The organism is Paenibacillus polymyxa M1 (genome assembly GCF_000237325.1).
Taxonomy (GTDB): domain Bacteria; phylum Bacillota; class Bacilli; order Paenibacillales; family Paenibacillaceae; genus Paenibacillus; species Paenibacillus polymyxa_C.
Window position 1 is genome coordinate 60,229 of record NC_017542.1, and the last position, 20,346, is coordinate 80,574.

General features: G+C 46.7%; 19 protein-coding genes. All 19 read left to right on the forward strand.

The window, feature by feature from the left end:
• Positions 1 to 61 precede the first annotated feature (61 nt).
• Positions 62 to 2,101 carry an ATP-dependent zinc metalloprotease FtsH gene (gene ftsH, locus PPM_RS00290; RefSeq protein WP_013368694.1) on the forward strand — a complete coding sequence of 680 codons (2,040 nt, stop codon included), beginning with the start codon at positions 62 to 64 and terminating at the stop codon, positions 2,099 to 2,101.
• 280 nt (positions 2,102 to 2,381) lie between these two features.
• Positions 2,382 to 3,995 carry an L-aspartate oxidase gene (nadB, locus tag PPM_RS00295; RefSeq protein ID WP_013368695.1) on the forward strand — a complete coding sequence of 538 codons (1,614 nt, stop codon included), beginning with the start codon at positions 2,382 to 2,384 and terminating at the stop codon, positions 3,993 to 3,995.
• Positions 3,985 to 4,875, forward strand: a complete 891-nt coding sequence (gene nadC / locus PPM_RS00300; RefSeq protein ID WP_013368696.1) for a carboxylating nicotinate-nucleotide diphosphorylase — start codon at positions 3,985 to 3,987, stop codon at positions 4,873 to 4,875. The genes nadB and nadC overlap by 11 nt, the downstream gene beginning before the upstream one ends.
• Positions 4,876 to 4,881: 6 nt before the next feature.
• Positions 4,882 to 5,649 carry a type III pantothenate kinase gene (locus PPM_RS00305; protein WP_013368697.1) on the forward strand — a complete coding sequence of 256 codons (768 nt, stop codon included), beginning with the start codon at positions 4,882 to 4,884 and terminating at the stop codon, positions 5,647 to 5,649.
• Positions 5,650 to 5,867: 218 nt separating this feature from the next.
• Positions 5,868 to 6,752, forward strand: coding sequence for an Hsp33 family molecular chaperone HslO (hslO, locus tag PPM_RS00310; RefSeq protein ID WP_013368698.1), 885 nt, complete (start codon positions 5,868 to 5,870; stop codon positions 6,750 to 6,752).
• Between the two features lie 20 nt (positions 6,753 to 6,772).
• Complete coding sequence (locus PPM_RS00315; RefSeq protein ID WP_013368699.1) at positions 6,773 to 7,723, forward strand: peptidyl-prolyl cis-trans isomerase; 951 nt, start codon at positions 6,773 to 6,775, stop codon at positions 7,721 to 7,723.
• A gap of 240 nt (positions 7,724 to 7,963) precedes the next feature.
• On the forward strand, positions 7,964 to 8,902 hold the full coding sequence (gene cysK, locus PPM_RS00320; RefSeq protein WP_013368700.1) for a cysteine synthase A: 939 nt from the start codon (positions 7,964 to 7,966) through the stop codon (positions 8,900 to 8,902).
• Positions 8,903 to 9,031: 129 nt separating this feature from the next.
• Positions 9,032 to 10,654: an anthranilate synthase component I family protein gene (locus PPM_RS00325; RefSeq protein WP_013368701.1), complete on the forward strand. Its 1,623-nt coding sequence runs from the start codon at positions 9,032 to 9,034 to the stop codon at positions 10,652 to 10,654.
• A gap of 5 nt (positions 10,655 to 10,659) precedes the next feature.
• Entirely contained in the window at positions 10,660 to 11,235 is a 576-nt protein-coding gene (pabA, locus tag PPM_RS00330) for an aminodeoxychorismate/anthranilate synthase component II (RefSeq protein WP_013368702.1), read from the forward strand.
• 3 nt (positions 11,236 to 11,238) lie between these two features.
• Positions 11,239 to 12,126 carry an aminotransferase class IV gene (locus PPM_RS00335; RefSeq protein WP_013368703.1) on the forward strand — a complete coding sequence of 296 codons (888 nt, stop codon included), beginning with the start codon at positions 11,239 to 11,241 and terminating at the stop codon, positions 12,124 to 12,126.
• Complete coding sequence (gene folP, locus PPM_RS00340; RefSeq protein WP_013368704.1) at positions 12,123 to 12,989, forward strand: dihydropteroate synthase; 867 nt, start codon at positions 12,123 to 12,125, stop codon at positions 12,987 to 12,989. Before PPM_RS00335 ends, folP begins: the two co-directional genes overlap by 4 nt.
• A 281-nt stretch (positions 12,990 to 13,270) precedes the next feature.
• Positions 13,271 to 13,633, forward strand: coding sequence for a dihydroneopterin aldolase (folB, locus tag PPM_RS00345; RefSeq protein ID WP_013368705.1), 363 nt, complete (start codon positions 13,271 to 13,273; stop codon positions 13,631 to 13,633).
• A gap of 9 nt (positions 13,634 to 13,642) precedes the next feature.
• Positions 13,643 to 14,191 (forward strand): 2-amino-4-hydroxy-6-hydroxymethyldihydropteridine diphosphokinase, encoded by a 549-nt coding sequence (folK, locus tag PPM_RS00350; protein WP_014599343.1) that lies wholly within the window; start codon positions 13,643 to 13,645, stop codon positions 14,189 to 14,191.
• A complete protein-coding gene (locus tag PPM_RS00355; RefSeq protein ID WP_013368707.1) occupies positions 14,143 to 14,343 on the forward strand; it encodes a helix-turn-helix domain-containing protein in 201 nt (66 codons plus the stop codon). Before folK ends, PPM_RS00355 begins: the two co-directional genes overlap by 49 nt.
• Positions 14,344 to 14,388: 45 nt before the next feature.
• On the forward strand, positions 14,389 to 15,417 hold the full coding sequence (gene dusB / locus PPM_RS00360; RefSeq protein WP_014599344.1) for a tRNA dihydrouridine synthase DusB: 1,029 nt from the start codon (positions 14,389 to 14,391) through the stop codon (positions 15,415 to 15,417).
• Positions 15,418 to 15,631: 214 nt separating this feature from the next.
• Positions 15,632 to 16,108, forward strand: coding sequence for a transcription elongation factor GreA (gene greA, locus PPM_RS00365; RefSeq protein ID WP_013308160.1), 477 nt, complete (start codon positions 15,632 to 15,634; stop codon positions 16,106 to 16,108).
• 112 nt (positions 16,109 to 16,220) lie between these two features.
• Positions 16,221 to 17,747, forward strand: a complete 1,527-nt coding sequence (gene lysS, locus PPM_RS00370; RefSeq protein ID WP_014599345.1) for a lysine--tRNA ligase — start codon at positions 16,221 to 16,223, stop codon at positions 17,745 to 17,747.
• 87 nt (positions 17,748 to 17,834) lie between these two features.
• Entirely contained in the window at positions 17,835 to 19,172 is a 1,338-nt protein-coding gene (locus PPM_RS00375) for a TrkH family potassium uptake protein (protein WP_014599346.1), read from the forward strand.
• A gap of 288 nt (positions 19,173 to 19,460) precedes the next feature.
• Positions 19,461 to 19,994 (forward strand): hypothetical protein, encoded by a 534-nt coding sequence (locus PPM_RS00380; RefSeq protein WP_013368711.1) that lies wholly within the window; start codon positions 19,461 to 19,463, stop codon positions 19,992 to 19,994.
• Positions 19,995 to 20,346: the final 352 nt, after the last annotated feature.

The following is a 20,346-nucleotide window of genomic DNA, read 5'->3' on the forward strand; positions in this document are numbered from 1 at the left end:
TGTTGAGAAGGGCTTACAGGCTATGGTAAAATAACTTAAGTGTCTCGAGAGGAGGTAGGGGATGAATCGGTTCATCCGGAATTCTGGTTTTTATTTGATTCTTTTTTTAGTTGTGGTGGGTATCGTTCAGTTTGTTAGCAACAGTAACGAAGCCTCCGATCTCCCTAGATATGACCAATTACGGCAAGAGGTTAAAGCTAATAACATCTCTAAAGTAACGGTCCAATTTGACGGTTACGCCTATCTTGTAACCGGTGCATATAAGAAGCAGCCGGCTAATGCTAAATCAACCAATTTTTCCGTATACGTTCCGCCAACGGATCAAGCACTAAGTGAACTGGTGAATGCCAGCGAAACGAACGGGTTTGAATACGTGCAGAAGAAAATGGAAGGCGAAAGCATTTGGCTGACATTTTTGACTTCTATCATTCCTTTGGTGATCATGTTCCTGTTGTTCTTCTTCCTGTTTAATCAGGCACAGGGCGGTGGCGGCAAAGTAATGAACTTCGGCAAGAGCAAAGCCCGTCTGTATAACGAAGAGAAGAAGAAAGTTACCTTCGAAGACGTAGCAGGGGCTGACGAAGAGAAACAGGAGCTTGTCGAAGTCGTAGAATTCTTGAAGGACCCACGCAAGTTCGCAGCTGTGGGTGCTCGTATTCCAAAAGGGGTTTTGTTAGTAGGCCCTCCAGGTACGGGTAAAACACTCTTGGCGAGAGCTGTTGCAGGTGAGGCCGGAGTGCCGTTTTTCAGTATCTCGGGTTCTGATTTTGTAGAAATGTTCGTAGGGGTCGGTGCTTCCCGTGTTCGTGACTTGTTCGAGAATGCGAAGAAGAACGCACCTTGTATCATTTTCATTGATGAAATTGATGCCGTTGGACGTCAACGTGGCGCCGGATTGGGTGGCGGACATGATGAACGTGAGCAAACGCTCAACCAATTGCTCGTAGAGATGGATGGATTCGGCGCAAACGAAGGCATCATTATCGTTGCTGCTACTAACCGTCCGGATATTCTAGATCCGGCCTTGCTTCGTCCAGGGCGTTTTGACCGTCAAATTACGGTTGACCGTCCAGATGTTAAAGGTCGCGAAGCAGTATTGCATGTACATGCACGCAACAAACCATTAACGAAGGATGTTAAATTGGACGTTATCGCGAAGCGTACAACAGGCTTTACGGGCGCTGATCTGGAAAACCTGTTGAACGAGGCTGCCTTGCTGGCCGCTCGTCGCAACCGCAGAGATATTTCGATGCGAGAAGTAGATGAGGCGATCGACCGCGTTATCGTAGGTACTGAAAAACGCAGCCGCGTAATCAGTGACCGCGAGAAACGAATTGTTGCTTATCATGAAGCAGGGCATACGATTATCGGTTACTTCCTAGAGAATGCCGATATGGTTCACAAGGTAACTATTATTCCACGTGGACGTGCAGGCGGATATGTCATCATGCTTCCGAAGGAAGACCGCATGCTGACAACCAAGCAGGAATTGCTGGACAAAATCACTGGATTGCTGGGTGGACGTGTTTCCGAGGAGCTGTTTATTGGTGAGATCGGAACAGGGGCTTATAGTGACTTCCAGCAAGCGACAAGCATTGCGCGTAGTATGATCGTGGAATACGGTATGAGTGAGAAGCTTGGCCCGATGCAGTTTGGAACTTCCCAAGGTCAAGTATTCCTTGGACGCGATATCGGTCATGAGCAGAACTACAGTGATCAGATCGCTTATCAGATTGACCAGGAGATGAATCGCTTCATCACTGACTCTTATGAGCGTGCTAGAGAACTCTTGACGAAGTATTCCAAAGAGGTTCATTTGATCGCTCAAACATTGCTGGAAGAAGAAACCCTGGAACTTGAACAAATCAAACGTTTGATCGAGACAGGTTCTTTGGACGGCAATACGAATGAGGGAGAAGGAACACCAGAAAACGGTGAACCTGTGATCGATAATATCGGAGATGTTCGTGTACGTATTCAAGGTAAGGATGACGAACCTAAGAATACAACGGATCAACCAAACGATATCCCTAATCTGAAAAAGCCAGAGGATGATAACAATTCAGGCAATTCCGGTGGTACTCCACCGACAACAACCTGATCATCTGATGGATAGTTGAATAAGCATATATGTAAGCTTCGGGGAACCAGATCCTATTGGTTTTCCGGAGCTTTTTTAAATATGGAAGATTATTGCTAACGTGATTTGACAGACAAAGGAACGTTGTGTACATTTATTGTTAAATAAACGGCTGTCGCCTTTTTAGCTTAAAAGGCCAACAGTCGTTGCAATCGACTTACTATCATTTTGAACATATTCCGTGAGCGCATACTGTACAATCTATGGTGTGCGCTATTCTTCTGTGAAATCAGGTGAAGGCATGATTCCAAGATATCTAGTTGATTTTGATGTAGCGGAATTGACCCAATACGAAGCCGACGTCTTGATTATCGGCTCCGGCATTGCGGGCTTATATACGGCGATTAAGGCTGCGGAGAATCGGAAAGTGTTGCTGATTACCAAGAAAACTTTAATGGAAAGCAACACACGTTATGCTCAAGGCGGCATTGCTGCTGTCACATCGGACGAGGATACACCGGCTTATCACATGCAAGATACTCTGATTGCTGGTGCAGGTCTGTGTGAACCCGAGGCGGTCAGAACGCTTGTTCATGAAGGCCCAGATGGCATTAAAGAGTTAATACGATTGGGGACAGCCTTTGACCGTGTGGATGGTGAACTAGCGCTGACCCGAGAAGGGGCGCATAGTCATCGTCGCATTTTGCATGCAAATGGAGATGCCACCGGTTATGAAATCGTGCGTGCCTTATCACAGCAGGTTGCTGCCCATCCCGGTATCGAGGTGTGGGAAGAGTGTATGGTCATTGACCTGCTGACTGAGCATGGTGAGTGTATTGGGGCCCTCGTCCAAATGCCAGATGGAGAAAGGTCGTATATCACTGCCAATGCAACAATTGTGTGTTCAGGAGGTAGCGGGCAATTATACCGTTATACAACTAACCCGGATATCGCAACTGGGGACGGTATTGCTATGGCATATCGTGCTGGGGCGGTTGTACGGGATATGGAGTTCGTACAGTTTCATCCTACGGCATTGTGCCATCCGGGCGCTCCAAGGTTTCTAATTTCTGAAGCCGTGCGGGGAGAAGGTGCCGTGTTACGCAACATTCATGGAGAACGCTTCATGGACAAGTATGATTCCCGGCAGGAGCTTGCACCCAGAGATATCGTAGCTCGTGCGATCATCCATGAGATGGAACGCACCCAGGCTACGTTTGTATACCTGGATATTACACACGAGCCGCCTGAGCGGGTAAAGCAACGCTTTCCAACGATTTATCGGACGTGTCTGTCATATGGTTTGGATATGACGACAGGCAGGATTCCCATTGCTCCTGCTGCCCATTATATGATGGGTGGTATCCAGACTAATCTATACGGGGAAAGCTCCATTAGGCGTTTGTTCGCCTGTGGTGAGACCTCTTCCACAGGTGTTCACGGCGCTAATCGTCTGGCGAGCAATTCGTTATCTGAAGCTATTGTGTTCGCCAGCAGGATTATCGAGCGGCTGCATTCATTGCCACCGCTGGTTGGCCATACTTTGATATCTTACAATGATAACCGTGCAGAGTTTCAGGCTTCATCCGTCGCGGAACAGCGGTATAAGCTGCAAGAAACGATGGTTCATTATGCTGGAGTTCGTCGGCATAGTGAAGGGCTACAAGCAGCTTTAGAAGAGCTGCGCGGGCTAGTGACTGCCTTTCAGGCTGTGATCACCAGTCGGGAAGAGATCGAATTCGCCAATTTGCTCACCTGTGCTTTATTAGTAGCAGATGGTGCGTTGCTGCGTGAGGAGAGTCGGGGGGCACACTATCGTGAGGACTTCCCTGAGACAGATGATTGCAAGTGGCGAAAGCATGTTCAGCAGCGACGTGAGCAAGGCATAACGGAGGAGAGCGTTCATGACATCTAACAGCGAGCTTTATGGTGAGTTTAGCGGATATCAGGAGGAACTGACGGCACAAATTCGCAGCTGGCTGCGAGAAGATACAGGTTCTGGCGATGTGACCACACGTTGGACGATTGAGCCGGGCCACCAATCCAAGGCTGTCATTCATGCCAAGGAGAGCGGCGTGATTGCGGGTTTACCTGTGGCGGAAATTGTATTTCGGGTAGTGGACCCTTCCTTGTCGTTCACTCCGTTGGTGACCGATGGTCAGTGGATTGAAAAGGGGAGCGTTTTGGCAGAAGTGAGTGGAAGTACTCATGCGATTTTGACCGGGGAGCGATTGGCGTTAAATTTACTCCAGCGGATGTCCGGTATTGCAACGCGGACGCGAACTTTTATAGATCAATTGCACGGACTTTCCACGCGCTTGGTGGACACACGTAAAACAACACCAGGGCATCGACTGTTGGAGAAGTATGCTGTGCGTGTAGGTGGCGGCTCGAATCATCGCTTTGGTCTATACGATGCTGTTATGATTAAGGATAATCATATTAAGGGCGCGGGTGGGATTGCACAGGCGGTGAGCCGAGCGCGCGCGCACATACCGCATACAATGACGATTGAAGTAGAGACGGAAAACATGACGCAAGTCCGGGAAGCCCTGGAGGCTGGGGCGGATATTATTATGCTGGATAACATGTCCGTCCCAGATATGAAGGAAGCCGTTCGCTTCATTCGTGAACAGGCCCCACACGTCAAGACAGAAGCCTCAGGCAATGTATCGCTGGATACAGTGCGTGAGATGGCTGAGAGCGGCGTAGATGTGATTTCTGTAGGCAGGCTGACATACTCTTTTCATAATCTGGATATCAGCCTTGACCTTAACGCTAAGAAAGATAGGTGACACCCATTGATTCTTGTAGTGGATGTAGGTAATACCAATATTGTTCTGGGGATCTATGAAGGGCGCGAGCTGTTGCATCACTACCGGATCAGCACCTCCAGACAGGCAACCGCAGATGAATACGGCGTACTCATACATAATCTTTTTAGTATGGGCGGCGTGTTAAAGGATGACATTCAGGGAGTTATTATTTCCTCTGTCGTTCCGCCATTGGTCCGTGTATTAGAGGAAATGTGCGATAAATATATAGGCAAAACGCCGTTAATCGTCGGACCGGGAATCAAGACCGGTCTTAATCTGCGTTATGAGAATCCGCGTGAAGTAGGCGCGGATCGGATCGTGAACGCTGTTGCGGCTGTAGAACGATTCGGTGGACCTCTCGTTGTGGTGGATTTTGGAACAGCGACCACGTTTGATTGTATTGATGATAAGGGAAACTACCTGGGTGGAGTCATTGTGCCCGGTATCGGCATTTCGACGGAGGCACTGTATCAACGGGCTTCCAAGCTCCCTCGTATTGAGTTGGAAAAACCCAAAAAGGTTATTGGTCGGAATACAGTCCACGCCATGCAAGCCGGGATTATTTTCGGTTATGCTGGACAAGTGGATGGCATTGTGAGGCGTATTAAGGAAGAAATGCAGGTGGAACCTACGGTTATTGCCACCGGAGGTCTTGCAGAGCTAATCGCATCAGAGACAGAGAGCATTCAGAAAGTGTTGCCGATGTTGACGCTCGAAGGATTACGCATCATTTACCAACGTAACGCCGAATAAAAAGTAGATATAAGTTGCCGCTGAGTCAAGCCGACGATCTTATCGGTTTGGATTAGCGGCGTTTTTCGTCTATACTGAAATATGTTACGTTTTTGAACAATTCGCGTGATCTGTCGATGCAGGTTGTTTATATAGTAGGAAATGATGCTTCAAGGATGAGGGAATACTAACGAAAATAAGCAGCATGGCTGCCTTGGATAATAGGGGAGGATATCAATATGGAAAATAAACAGGATCGACTTATTCGCGGCACAGCCATGGATGGAAGGGTCAGAGCTTTTGCAGTTCGGACAACTCAATTGGTAGAGGAGTTGCGGAGAAGACATGATACTTATCCTACGGCAACCGCTGCTTTGGGACGAACCCTCACAGCGGGTGCAATTATGGGTTCTATGCTAAAAGGCAAAGAACGATTGACCATTCAAGTCAAAGGCGAAGGACCGATTGGGCAAATTGTCGTTGATGCCAATGCTGTAGGAGAAGTGCGGGGTTATGTTACTGAACCACACGTGCATTTGCCGAGCAATAGTATGGGCAAACTGGATGTAGCGGGTGCCGTAGGTACAGAGGGATTCATTCATATTATCAAGGATTTGGGGTTAAAAGAACCGTACCGCGGTAGTATCCCGATTATTTCCGGTGAGCTCGGTGAGGACTTTACCTATTATTTTGCCAAATCCGAACAGACTCCGTCAGCGGTGGGTTTGGGTGTGCTGGTAGATACGGATAACTCCGTTATTGTGGCCGGCGGATTTATTATTCAATTGCTTCCAGGTCTGAATGATGATGAGATTACTGCTATCGAAAATGCAGTTGGCTCAATTCCACCCGTTACCGCTCTGCTGGATCAAGGGCTAGAGCTTGATGAAATGCTGCGTTGGATGCTGCCGGACGTTAGAGTTCTGGATGAAATGGATATCCATTTTCAATGTGAGTGCTCACGCGAGCGCGTGGAAAAAACATTGATCAGTCTGGGAGAAAGTGAATTAAAGCAATTAATTGAGGAAGAAGGACAGGCTGAGGTCGTGTGTCACTTTTGTAATGAGGCTTATCAGTTTAATAAGGATGAATTGCAAAATCTGTTAGATCAAGCCAAGGCCTAACCGGATAGGCGGTGCAAGCGATGACTACACGGGAAAAGGGATTATGGACAGCAGTCATTATTCTGACCGTTAGCGTCGCCGCTTTAGGTGGTCTTATCATGCTTCGGGGGCTGTTAAAGCCGGGTGATGTAAGCAAGGATGACGGCGATCATACTGTGGCGGAGATGGGTCAGGAAGGCATATCGGAGGAACAGTGGGTAGCGGAACTGAAAAAGCGATATGGAACTAATACGCTGTTGCAAATGTTGAATCGTAAAGCCGTGCAGGCTGAAGCCAAGCGTCTCGGTATTAAGATCACCCAAGAGGATTTACAGCAAGTGCTGGAGCAGGATAGTAAAGGGTACGACTCAGAACATGCCTACTTTGAGGAAATGCAGCGACAGTTTGGCTTAAATCCGGTTGACTTGCGGAATGAAGCGGAGTACCGGATTGGCTTGGAGAAAATAGCCACCCAAGGTATTCAGGTTGAAGAAACGGAGATTGACGAGTATTGGGAACAGCACCCCGAAGAGTTTGCCGTTGGTAAGCAGATCAAACTGGCAGCTATTTATGTGGCTAAAGCAGAGGAAGCAGAGACGTTGCTCGATCGGGTCAAGCAAGGAGAAAGCTTCGACATGCTGCTTCGGGAGCATTCAGTCTCAGGTAACCCTCTTGGCGAGGATCACAGCGGACAGTTGGGATGGTTGGATGAATATGATCCATTTCAACCAGAGGCAGTCATGAAGGCGGCGAGAGAACTAAGCTCCGGGGATGTTGCAGGTCCCATCTCTGTTAATGATGGCTATGCGGTCATTTATGTACAGGATGTCAGACTAAAGAATTCTCCCGATAAGCAGCAAATTCGTCAGCAAATCCGCCGCTCTCTTGCGCTTGCACAAGCCGCTCCTTTGGACGAGGTCGAAAAGAGTCTGCGTGATAAATATGGAGCTCGTATTTTATCTGGGAAAGAGGCGCCCTCTGCTTCTCTTTAGCATAGTGAGAGGATCTTGCTTTTGATGAAGATACGGTGCCGATAACGCGGGAGAACAGCCTATTGGCTTATTTACTTGTATTGACATTGGAATTGAAGATTGTTATGATTAGCGTATAAAACCAACTATTTTTATCGGAAATTAAATGAACGGCATAAAACTAAAATAGATTTACCTAGAATCATCTACAATATGTTTTCGCAATTTTTAATATATCATCACAGTCAGGGAGGAATTATCATGGCTAAAGTTGTTAATAACATCACCGACCTTATCGGGGAGACTCCCCTCGTTCGCCTCAACCGGATCGTACCGGAAGATAGCGCCGAAATTTATTTGAAACTGGAATATCAGAACCCGGGCTCCAGTGTAAAAGACCGTATTGCGATTAGTATGGTGGAAGAAGCTGAGCGTGAAGGTCTGCTTAAGCCGGGGGGTACCATTATTGAAGCAACTAGCGGTAACACAGGAATCGGCCTGGCTATGGTTGCTGCTGCGAAGGGATATAAAGCAGTAATTGTTATGCCAGAAACGATGAGTATAGAGCGTCGTAATTTGTTGCGTGCTTATGGAGCCGAGCTTGTGTTAACACCTGGCTCAGAGGGTATGAACGGATCTGTTAAAAAAATGGAAGAGCTATTGAGCGAAAACCCGGATTATTTCGCTGCCGAGCAGTTCAAGAACAAAGCCAATATCAAAATTCACCGTGAAACGACGGGTCCTGAGATCGTAGAAGCGATTCGCTCCATTGGTGGCACGCTGGATGCTTTTATAGCAGGTATAGGGACTGGTGGAACCATTTCCGGTGCTGGAGAAGTGCTTAAAAAAGAATTCCCTGATATTAAAATCGTGGCTGTAGAGCCCGCTTCTTCCCCATTGCTAGCAGGCGGCAAGCCAGGACCTCACAAAATTCAAGGGCTGGGTGCAAACTTTATTCCTGAAATTCTAAATCGTGATATCTATGATGAAATTATTCATGTAGAAAACGATGAAGCTTTCGAGGTAGCGCGTAGAGTGGCCAAGGAAGAGGGCATTTTGTCCGGTATTTCTTCTGGTGCGGCTGTTCATGCGGCCTTGAAGCTTGCTAAGCAATTGGGCAAGGGTAAGCGGATTGTTGTCATTATTCCAAGTAATGGCGAACGTTACCTGAGTACACCACTATACAATTTCGAGCTGTAATTATGTCGTAATTGTGTATACTATACGTAAGGAAACCCTCATTTCCCTGTAACCGGGGGGGATGAGGGTTTCTTTGTAGGGAGAAAATGCAGACTTTTGGCATAGTAAGGGAAGGGGTAGCACACACAGATGAAATGGACAGCTAGAGTGACGGAGGCGCAGTGGCAAACCTGGCAAAAGGAAGGCTGGAATGTACTTCCCTATATTGCTGAGTACCCTTTGCCCGTAGGCGGTTTACCTTCATCGTGGCGGAGGGCCTGGGAGGATTCGTCGCCATATGCCTTCTTGCTGGAGAGCGCTAAAGGTGGAAGGTATACCTATCTGGCCTTGAATCCGGTTGCTATATTAGAAGGCAAGGGAGAACAAGCAGTTTGGACTGATTTGCAAAGCGGGGAGCATGGTGATATACATGGACAACCTTTGACAATCATGAACGATTGGATCGCTTCTTACCGTGCGCCGCGTGTGCCTGGCATGCCTTTTTTCTCTGGGGGATTTGCGGGTTATCTGGGCTACGATGTAGCTCGCTCGCTGGAGCGTTTGCCAACTCAAGCTGCAGACGACACGGATATACCTGATTATGTGTGGATGCGGGTGAATGAGCTATGGATTTATGATCACGAAACATCATGCCTATATTGTGCTGTTCATATCCCCAATCCTGCCCGCTCCGGTGAATTCAGTGGCCAGACTGATTTGGCAAATGAGCTTATGGTGGATGAGACCACATCGATACTTGGCAAGCTTTATGCGGAAGCGGTCCAACGTGCAGAACGCATGCTGACTCAGTGGAAGGACATCATACATGCGGGAGAGACTGATCCAGCTCATCCTCGTCGTTGTGCTCGGTTGTCTGAAAAAGGATTAGAGGCTGCTCATCAAGAATCTGAAGGCTGGAAAATGGCATTCAGTCAACAAGATTTTGAACATGCCGTGAAACGTGTGCAGGAATATATTGCCCAAGGAGATGTATTTCAGGTTAACTTGTCGATTCGCCAGCAACGTACGCTTGCAGCCCTTCCTGAGAATATATATGAATGGCTTCGTCTGCTAAATCCATCTCCTTATATGGGGATGCTGCGTATGCCAGATTTACGGATCGTCAGTGGCTCACCGGAATTGCTGGTGAAGCTGGAGGATGGACGTGTGAGCGCTCGACCTATTGCAGGTACGAGAAGAAGGGGGCTAACACCTGATGAAGACGCCGCTATGGCTGCAGAGCTTCTATCAAGTGAAAAAGAACGCGCAGAGCATATTATGCTCGTTGATCTGGAGCGTAACGATATCGGACGAATTGCTGAATACGGATCGGTGCATGTTCCTGAATTGCTGACTGTCGAATACTATTCGCACGTTATGCATTTGGTTTCTCAGGTTGAGGGGAAGTTAGCCTCGGGTCGTACAGCTATAGACGTAATTGCTGCTACCTTCCCGGGCGGGACTATTACCGGAGCGCCCAAGGTGCGCACCATGGAAATCATTGAAGAATTGGAGCCTGTCCGGCGGGGTCCTTATACGGGGTCCCTTGGATGGATTGACTATAATGGTAATATGGAATTAAATATTATAATAAGAACACTAGCTGTTCAGGGCAATACTGCCTATTTACAGACAGGTGCGGGTATCGTCATTGATTCAGACCCGTACAGGGAATATCGGGAGTGTCGGAACAAGGCCAGAGCTGTCATGAAGGCGGTACAATGTGGCGAAGAAGAAGCCGCTTTGAACAGGAGCGGTATCACAGGAGGGTGAGTCAAATGATTTTGGTGATTGATAATTATGATTCATTTACGTACAATCTTGTTCAATATCTGGGTGAACTTGGCGAAGAAGTAACCGTAAAACGGAATGATGAGATTGATGTGAAAGGCATAGAAGAGCTGGCACCAGAGCATATTTTGATCTCGCCAGGTCCATGCACACCGAATGAGGCGGGAATATCGCTGGATGTAATCAGCCATTTTAAAGGCCGGATTCCGATTTTTGGCGTGTGTCTCGGTCACCAGGCCATCGGACAGGCTTTTGGCGGTAAGGTTATCCGCGCTGATCGGCTCATGCATGGCAAAACATCACCGATTCTCCATCACAATACCTCAGTATTCGAAGGCCTGCCTTCTCCATTTACAGCCACCCGGTATCATTCATTGTTGGTAGAGCGTGAGAGCCTGCCTGAATGTCTAGAGATTACAGCTGAAACCGCAGAGGGTGAAATTATGGGTTTGCGGCATAAAGAGTTTGCCGTAGAAGGAGTTCAGTTCCATCCCGAATCCATTATTACGGACTACGGGCATCAACTGTTGCGCAATTTCCTAAAACGCAAGGTAGGCGTCTGATTTATGAGATATATTGGAGTCAATGGCGTCCTCACGGAAGCCGCAAAAGCCGTGATTCACGTAAGTGATCACGGCTTTTTATACGGTATGGGCTTGTTTGAAACATTCCGAACTTATAAGGGTGTTCCATTTTTGCTGGATCGGCATCTACATCGACTGGAGGAAGGCTGCCGAATGCTCGGCATTCCTTTTCAACCGGATGAAGAGCAGCTTACAAAACACATCCAGCATCTGATGGCGGCAAATGGATTGAATGAAGCCTATATTCGCTACACTGTATCCGCAGGTGAAGAGGCTCTGGGCTTGCCATCTGGTGACTACACGCGGCCCAACCATATTTTGTTCGCCAAGCCGTTGCCCTCTATAAATACACAACCCGGGCAATCATCGGCGCTTCAGTTGCTGCGAACCCCCAGAAACACTCCGGAGGGTGAGGTTCGATTAAAATCGCTCCATTATATGAATAATGTTCTTGCGAAGCGGGAACTTCAGCAATATGCTGAGGCTGTTCGTTATAAGGCTGAAGGAATAATGCTTACAGCCAACGGTTTTCTAGCAGAGGGAATAGTTAGCAATCTGTTTTTTGTGCGGAATAATACGCTGTATACCCCTGACTTGTCTACAGGAATTCTGCCAGGCATTACACGTGAGTTCATTTTGGAGTTGGCGGACTTGCGGGGCATTCCATGGGAGCAAGGGCTATACCACTGGTACGAGCTGAAACAGGCTGATGAAATTTTTATGACCAACTCTATACAAGAAATACGACCTGTGGATTTATTGTTGGAGCCGGGAGAAGTGGCAAGCCATTTATCGGTTCCTTTGGCGCAGACCGAGTCCATAACAGCTTTGCTGTTGCACGATTATAGGCAGAAAGCAGGGATGAAGTGAATATACCAACTCTTTATCAACGTAGCTACCAAATGGGGGATGCCAAGCTTACACTCGGACACTCCACCCAGATTATGGGCATCCTCAATGTGACCCCGGATTCTTTTTCTGATGGAGGATTACATTATAATCCAGAGATAGCTGTTTTACATGCATTGAAACTAGTGGAAGATGGAGCGAATATCATTGACATTGGCGGGGAGTCTACTCGTCCGGGCCATGAACCAGTAGGTGTGGAAGAGGAACTGGCTCGGGTCATTCCGGTCGTCCAGGCGATCCATCGTATTGCACCGGACATCCCATTATCTGTGGATACTTACAAAGCAGAAGTAGCCAGGCAGGCGCTTGAAGCAGGCGCACACATCATTAATGATGTGTGGGGCTTTAAGGCAGATCCCGATATGGCACGTGTAGCTGCGGAATTCGATTGTCCGGTCATTTTGATGCATAATCGTCACGACCGTAACTATAGCGATTTGGTTTCTGATATGCTGTCCGATTTAAAAGAAAGTATCCAATTGGCGCTGGATGCAGGGGTTCGTAAGGAGCAGATTATTTTAGACCCAGGCATCGGTTTTGCCAAGGATTACGATGAAAATATCCATGCTATGACTTCTCTCGATACATTGAGTCAGCTGGGGTTTCCGCTGTTATTGGCTACATCGCGCAAAAGATTTATCCGTACAGCACTGGATTTGCCTGTGGATGATGTGGTGGAGGGAACTGCGGCTACCGTGGCCTTTGGCATTGCTCAAGGGTGCCAAATTGTACGTGTGCACGATGTGGCACAGATCAAGCGCACTGTACGTATGTGTGATGCGATGGTGTACGGGGCTAAAAATCCACTGAGTTATGGTGGGTGAAGCCCGCTTCACGAATCCTTTGATTCTACGATCGCTGTTGCAACGGGATTCTTTGAATTGATAAATTATATATCTGTAAGAATCTCGTTGCAAAGGCGAGCGCTACGCTTCTTCGAATTCAAATGATTCGCTCCGCTACCACCAGCATAAAGTCACTGTATTTTTAGGGAGAAGTATATGTAGGATGAAGGAAAAAACCATCTGACTGCGCAGTGGCACGATATTGAATTTTTAAGTGGAGCTTATATAGATAAAATCAAAAAAAAGGGGACTTACCTACAATGGATAAAATGAAATTGCATCGCATGGAGTATTACGGATATCACGGTGTTTTTCCAGAGGAGCGTAAGCTGGGACAGCGTTACTATATTGATTTGGAACTGGAGCTTGATCTGCGTGAAGCAGGGGAGCAGGATGCTTTGGACAAAACGGTTAATTATGCTGAGGTGCATTACACCGTGAAAGATATCGTAGAAAAGGAATCTTACCAATTGATTGAAGCTTTGGGCGAACGTATTGCATCTTCCCTACTGGACACTTATACTAGTGTCAATGCACTGACTGTCAAAGTGACGAAGCCACATCCGCCGTTTGATATTCATTTTCAGGGTGTGACGGTTGAGCTTTATCGCGCAAGAAAGTAGGAACGATACATGAATGCACATTCGACCTCTGAGGCATCAGAGGCTTATATTGCTTTAGGGGCTAATTTGGGGGAGCGTGAGCATACCCTGTATGAAGCCATTACCGCACTGGACGAACATCCGGCGATACGAGTGGTGCGCTGCTCCAGTCTGTACGAAACCGAGCCTGTTGGATATCTGGATCAGCCTTCTTTTTTGAATATGACAGTAGCCGTCTCTACAACACTTGCTCCAGAGGAGCTTTTGTTTTATATGCTGGAGGTGGAGAGTCGTCTGGGGAGGGTAAGACATATTCCTAACGGTCCACGAACCATTGATCTGGACTTGTTGTGGATGGAAGCGGCACAACTGGCTACGCCAGATTTGGAACTTCCTCATCCTCGTATGCTGGAGCGTGCTTTTGTGCTGGTTCCTTTGGCTGACATTGTTCCGAGCCAAGATTCGTCCGGTCTGTACAGTATCGTGCATACAGCATTGAATTCTGTGGATGGAAAGGACGGCATACAGCTTTGGAAAACTTGCAGCTGGCGCAACGACTCCGCGCCTTTCGGAAGCTAAAAGGGTTCACCCAGCAGGAGTTGGCAAACCGAACCGGCATATCTTTGACTGTATTAGGTGCTGTGGAGCGAGGTAATCGTACAGTAGAAGCAGACATGCTGAACATCATCGCCCAAACGCTAGAGATTGAAGTCCGGGAATTGACGGATTGACGATAAGTATACGATATAAAAGAAGGAATAAAGGGGTGAACAGATATGTTGAAAATCGGCGATATTGAAATGAAAAACCAAGTCGTCTTGGCACCCATGGCAGGCGTGTGCAATCCTGCTTTTCGCTTGATCGCCAAGGAATTTGGTACAGGCTTGGTATGTGCAGAGATGGTTAGTGATAAAGCCATCATTCACGGCAACAAGCGTACACGTGAGATGCTGTTTGTAGATGAGCGCGAGAAGCCGCTTAGCTTGCAAATTTTCGGAGGCGATCGTGAATCTTTGGTGAAAGCGGCGAAGGTCGTAGACCAAGAAACGAATGCAGATATTATTGACATTAATATGGGCTGCCCGGTTCCCAAAGTGACCAAATGTGATGCAGGTGCTCGGTGGTTGCTTGATCCAAATAAGATTTATGAGATGGTATCGGCAGTAGTAGAATCGGTGAGCAAGCCAGTTACCGTGAAAATGCGTATCGGTTGGGATAGCGAGCATATTTACGCTGTAGAGAACGCTCGCGCTGTTGAACGTGCCGGAGGTCAGGCCGTCAGCGTACATGGCCGTACACGGGAGCAACTGTATACGGGGCATGCGAATTGGGATATTATAAAAGAAGTTAAAGAAGCAGTATCCATTCCTGTCATTGGAAATGGTGATGTTGTAACACCGGAAGATGCTCGGCGGATGTTGGATTTGACCCATTGTGATGGCGTTATGATTGGACGCGGCGCGCTGGGGAATCCATGGATGCTGTACCGTACGATTGAGTATTTGCAGACGGGTAAGCTGTTGCCTGATCCATCACCGGAGGAAAAAATCCGTATTGCCATTCTGCATATGGATCGGCTGGTGGCGCTGAAGGGCGAAGCAGTAGCTGTTCGTGAAATGCGCAAGCATCTGGCTTGGTACCTCAAGGGCCTTAAAGATTCTGCACGTATTAAGGATGTAATTATGGAAGAAACAAAGCGCGACGATATGGTACGTATTTTGGATCAATTTGTATCTCAATTGCACATGGTAGAAAACGAAGGGCCTTCTACAAATGCTGCTTCTCTTGCTACTGTTGCGCAATAAGGAAGCTGTTCCGGCCTGCGCACGCGATTGACTTTTCCAATTGCTTGCCCTATAATCGTTCAGTATAAAATCTTGATGTATACTACAAATTGTATGCAGCTCTCAAGACAACAGCAGGAAATGTTCTCATTCCCTCAGAGTGGCATATTATGTTTTGAAAGCGTGCATTCCGATGCACTTTTAAACTTTTCCCATGACAGGAGAATCGGTTGAGATGAGCGATAAAGAAGTCATTCTGACACAGGAAGGCCTTAGAAAGCTCGAAGATGAGCTTGAAAACTTAAAGTCTGTCAAACGCCGCGAAGTGGCTGAACGGATTAAAGTAGCCATCGGATACGGAGATATTAGTGAAAACTCCGAATACGAGGATGCGAAGAATGAGCAGGCCTTTATTGAAGGCCGTGTAATTACGCTGGAAAAGATGCTACGCAATGCCCGTATTATCAATAGTGATGAAATTGACACCGATGTTGTGGGAGTAGGGGCAACTGTAACCGTTGAAGACTTGGAATTCGGGGATATTACAGAGTATGCTATCGTAGGTTCTGCCGAATCCGACCCGCTCCAAAACAAGATCTCCAATGAAAGCCCGGTTGGCAAGGCCATTCTCGGTAAGAAAAAAGGAACTGTTGTAGATGTAACCGTTCCAGCAGGAGTTATTCAATATAAAATCGTGGATATCAAGAAATAAAAACACGGACTTTGGAATTTAATGTAAAAGCTTCCTTGTGGAAGCTTTTTTTCTCTACACCCGAGACGGACCCCGGCCCGTCTATTCATATTGAAGGAGCTGATTTAGCACCATGTCGGATGAAACTACTAACCAGGAATTACAAGAAAATCGCGAGGAATTAAGTGAATTATTGCAAATTCGTCGTGCCAAATTGGACGAGCTTCGCTCATTGGGCATTGATCCTTTTGGACGCAAATACATACGCACGGCTGAAGCGGGCGTACTACTGAGCAAGTATGACAGCTTGACCAAAGAAGAATTGGAAGAAAAGAATATTGAAGTTAGCATAGCAGGCCGCATTATGGCTAAACGAGTTATGGGGAAAGCCAGCTTTGCTCATATACAGGATCTTAGCGGACGGATCCAAATTTATGTTCGTCAAGACACTGTACCTGAAGCAAATTATAAAGCATTTGGTATTTTGGATCTCGGCGATATTGTTGGTGTTAAGGGCGTGCTCTTTAAAACCAAGACAGGCGAAACGACGATCAAAGTGCTGGATATTGAGGTTTTGTCCAAATCCTTGTACCCATTACCGGAGAAATACCACGGTCTGAAAGATGTTGAATTGCGCTACCGTCAGCGTTATGTTGATCTGGTTATGAACCCTGAAGTACAAAAAACGTTCATTACACGGTCCCGTATTATTCAATCCATGCGTCGTTATCTGGATTCGCTCGGCTATTTGGAAGTTGAAACTCCAACATTGCATTCTATTGCTGGCGGGGCGGCAGCGAAGCCATTTGTTACGCACCATAATGCATTGGACATGCAGCTTTATATGCGTATTGCTATTGAACTCCATTTGAAACGACTAATTGTCGGCGGAATGGAGAAAGTATATGAGATCGGTCGTGTTTACCGTAATGAAGGTATTTCGACCCGCCATAACCCTGAGTTTACGATGATTGAGCTGTATGAAGCGTATGCTGATTATAAAGATATCATGCAATTGACGGAAAACATGGTTGCACATATTGCGCAGGAAGTACTGGGCACACAGCACATTCAGTATCAAGGTCAGGAAGTGGATCTGACGCCGCAATGGCGCAGAGTTTCCATGGTCGATGCTGTTAAAGAAGTAACAGGTGTGGACTTTAGTGCGCAAATGAGTAATGAAGAAGCTCATCGCCTTGCGAAAGAGCATAAGGTTCCGGTTGAACCGCACATGACATTTGGTCATATCCTGAATGCATTCTTTGAGCATTTTGTAGAGGAAACGCTCATTCAGCCAACCTTTATTACAGGACATCCAGTTGAAATCTCACCATTGGCTAAGAAAAACGAACAGGACCCGCGTTTTACGGATCGCTTCGAGCTGTTTGTGGTCGCTCGCGAGCATGCGAATGCGTTCACTGAGCTGAATGATCCAATTGACCAGCGTCAACGTTTTGAAGCACAATTGCTAGAACGTGAGCATGGTAATGATGAGGCTCATCAAATGGATGATGACTTTATCCGCGCCTTGGAATACGGTATGCCGCCAACAGGCGGGCTGGGCATCGGCATCGATCGTTTGGTGATGTTGCTGACAGATGCACCTTCCATTCGCGATGTGCTGCTTTTCCCGCATATGCGTAACCGTACCGTAGAATAACATATCATTATGAATATAGAGGATCAGCCGGGGTTCCCGTGTCTTGTTCCTCTTTTTCATAAGAACGGATGGAGAGGAATAGTTCTGATGAAACGCAGCGTCAAGCTTAGTCGGTTCGCATCGCCTCCTTTTATATTGGTCATCGGATATGTATTGATTATTGCATTGGGTACTTTACTGCTGATGCTTCCTATTGCCAATCATGGTGGACATGCTCCGCATTGGATTGATTCGCTTTTTACGTCCGTCTCTGCTGCTTGTGTCACAGGATTGGTCGTTGTTGACGTCGATTCGACCTATACGGTATTTGGAGAAACCGTCATTTTGGTGCTGATGCAGCTAGGCGGGTTGGGGTTTATGACCTTAGCGACCTTGTTTGCGCTGTTATTGGGACGACGACTATCGTTGAAGGATCGGCTGCTGCTTAAGGAGGCGATCAACGCCGATAGCATGGAAGGGATCGTGCGCATTATTCGCAAGGTGCTGATCTTTTCTTTTACCATTGAAGCGATTGCGGCTGTCGTCTTAGCTTTGCGGTGGATGCGAGAGATGCCGGTCGGACAGGCGATATATTATGGGATTTTTCATTCCGTATCCCTCTTTAATAACGGGGGATTCGATCTGTTTGGGACCAGCTTTCAACAATACGCTGGAGATTTTGTTTTCAATATGATTGCATCTGTGCTTGTGCTTTCAGGAGGATTGGGTTTCCTTGTACTAAGCGACTTGTTCGATTTTCGTCGTACCCGGAGACTGACTTTACACTCTAAAATGGTGCTAAGCGTGTCGGGAGCGCTCATTGTCATTGGTGCGCTGGTTATATTTATTTTTGAGTTTACCAATGCACGAACCTTGGGTGGACTGAACTGGGAAGGCAAAGTATATGCCGCTGTCTTCCAATCCGTCTCCACGAGATCATCGGGTACAAGCACAGTCGACATCAGCGGGTTAAGGCAGGCCAGTCAATTTTTTATTATGCTGCTGATGATTATCGGTGCTTCTCCAGGCTCTACTGGAGGAGGAATTAAAACAACTACGTTTCTGCTTATGGTAGGTGCGTTAATCGCCGTCATGCGAGGACAGAAGGAGATTGTGTTTTTCCGTCATAGGGTTCCTCAAGATATCATGATGCGGGCGTTGACCATCATTGTAATGGCGCTATTTATATTCTCGATTGTGGTTATACTGCTCTTAATGACAGAGGATGCTCCATTTCTCTCTCTTGCCTTTGAGGCGGCTTCTGCAATCGGAACGGTAGGGTTGTCTGTCGGAGTGACGCCAGGATTGTCTGACGCAGGCAAGCTGATTATTTGTGTGACCATGTTTATTGGTCGAATCGGTCCTCTTACGATCGCCTATGCCATTCGCCCACGTTCGACCAAGACGTTGTACCGTCGTCCTGAAGGACATATTGTAATTGGATAGCTTATCTATATAAAAGATACACCCGTGCTGATGACAGGGGTGCATCTTTTTTTATTACACATATCATAATCCTTTATTTGCAGCATATTATGAAAAATGCCCAATTTGAGAATAAGAGGAAATGGACTAAATAACCAAAATTCTTTTGTAAAAAAACGGCTATTTGTTTCCTTTTATGTAATTATAGACAAAATACTAGGAATATTATGTATAATATTGTATGATAGTGGGCATGAAGGGGGGGACTTAGGGGAATACCAATTTCAAATTTGAAAGGAATCGTCCATTATGTATTTATTTATTATTAGTGCTGAGGTTTTGTTTTGGGTTTTTGTTGTTGCAGGGTTAGTCGCAAGGTATATGTTTGGGTTGAAGAAATTAGGGGGCCTTCTTTTACTCTTTACCCCAATTATTGATATCCTGTTACTGATTGCGGTGTTCATCACGGTGAGAAGTGGCATGGAGATTACGACTGCTACTGGCCTGGCAGCCTGTTATTTTGGTATTACCGTAGCGTTTGGTCATAGGTTAATTAAGTGGGCGGATGTACGGTTCTCTCATTGGTTTGGTAAAGGACCTAAGCCTGAACGCAAGTATGGTGCTGCGCATGCAAAAGAGGAACGGATAGGTTGGCTGCTTCACCTCTTGGGCTGGGCTATAGGCAACGCTTTGTTGCTCGCCATCATTGTATATGTAGGTGATCCGCAGCGTACGGCGGCATTGGAGGGCATTATGCAAACATGGGCGATCGTTCTGGCAATCGACTTTGTTGTCTCCTTTAGCTATACGGTAGCTCCTAAAAAACATAAACATAAGGCTTAGCGAAGAAGAATAGAGCCTCAAGCTTGAACCGAATCAGGCTGGTCACTCAGAATGTTCAAATCGGGAGAGTCATTGCTGGTGAAAATGAAGTGGTTACTTTCGATAATGGGATGAGTCTATCGCTGGAATGGAAATATTTATAATAGTATGATATTTTTATGTTACAATCACTTTGACAGTCACCTTATTGTTGCCTCTCTACTTTTTTCACACGCATGGACTCCTTTCGATTTGGACACAGACCAATAAAAACAGCATTCACAATTTTTAAAATATTCTTGGCATCTGCCTAAAACGGCGCCTATATAAGTTTGGCAACTGACGAGATAATATTCCAGGAAAGATTATATAT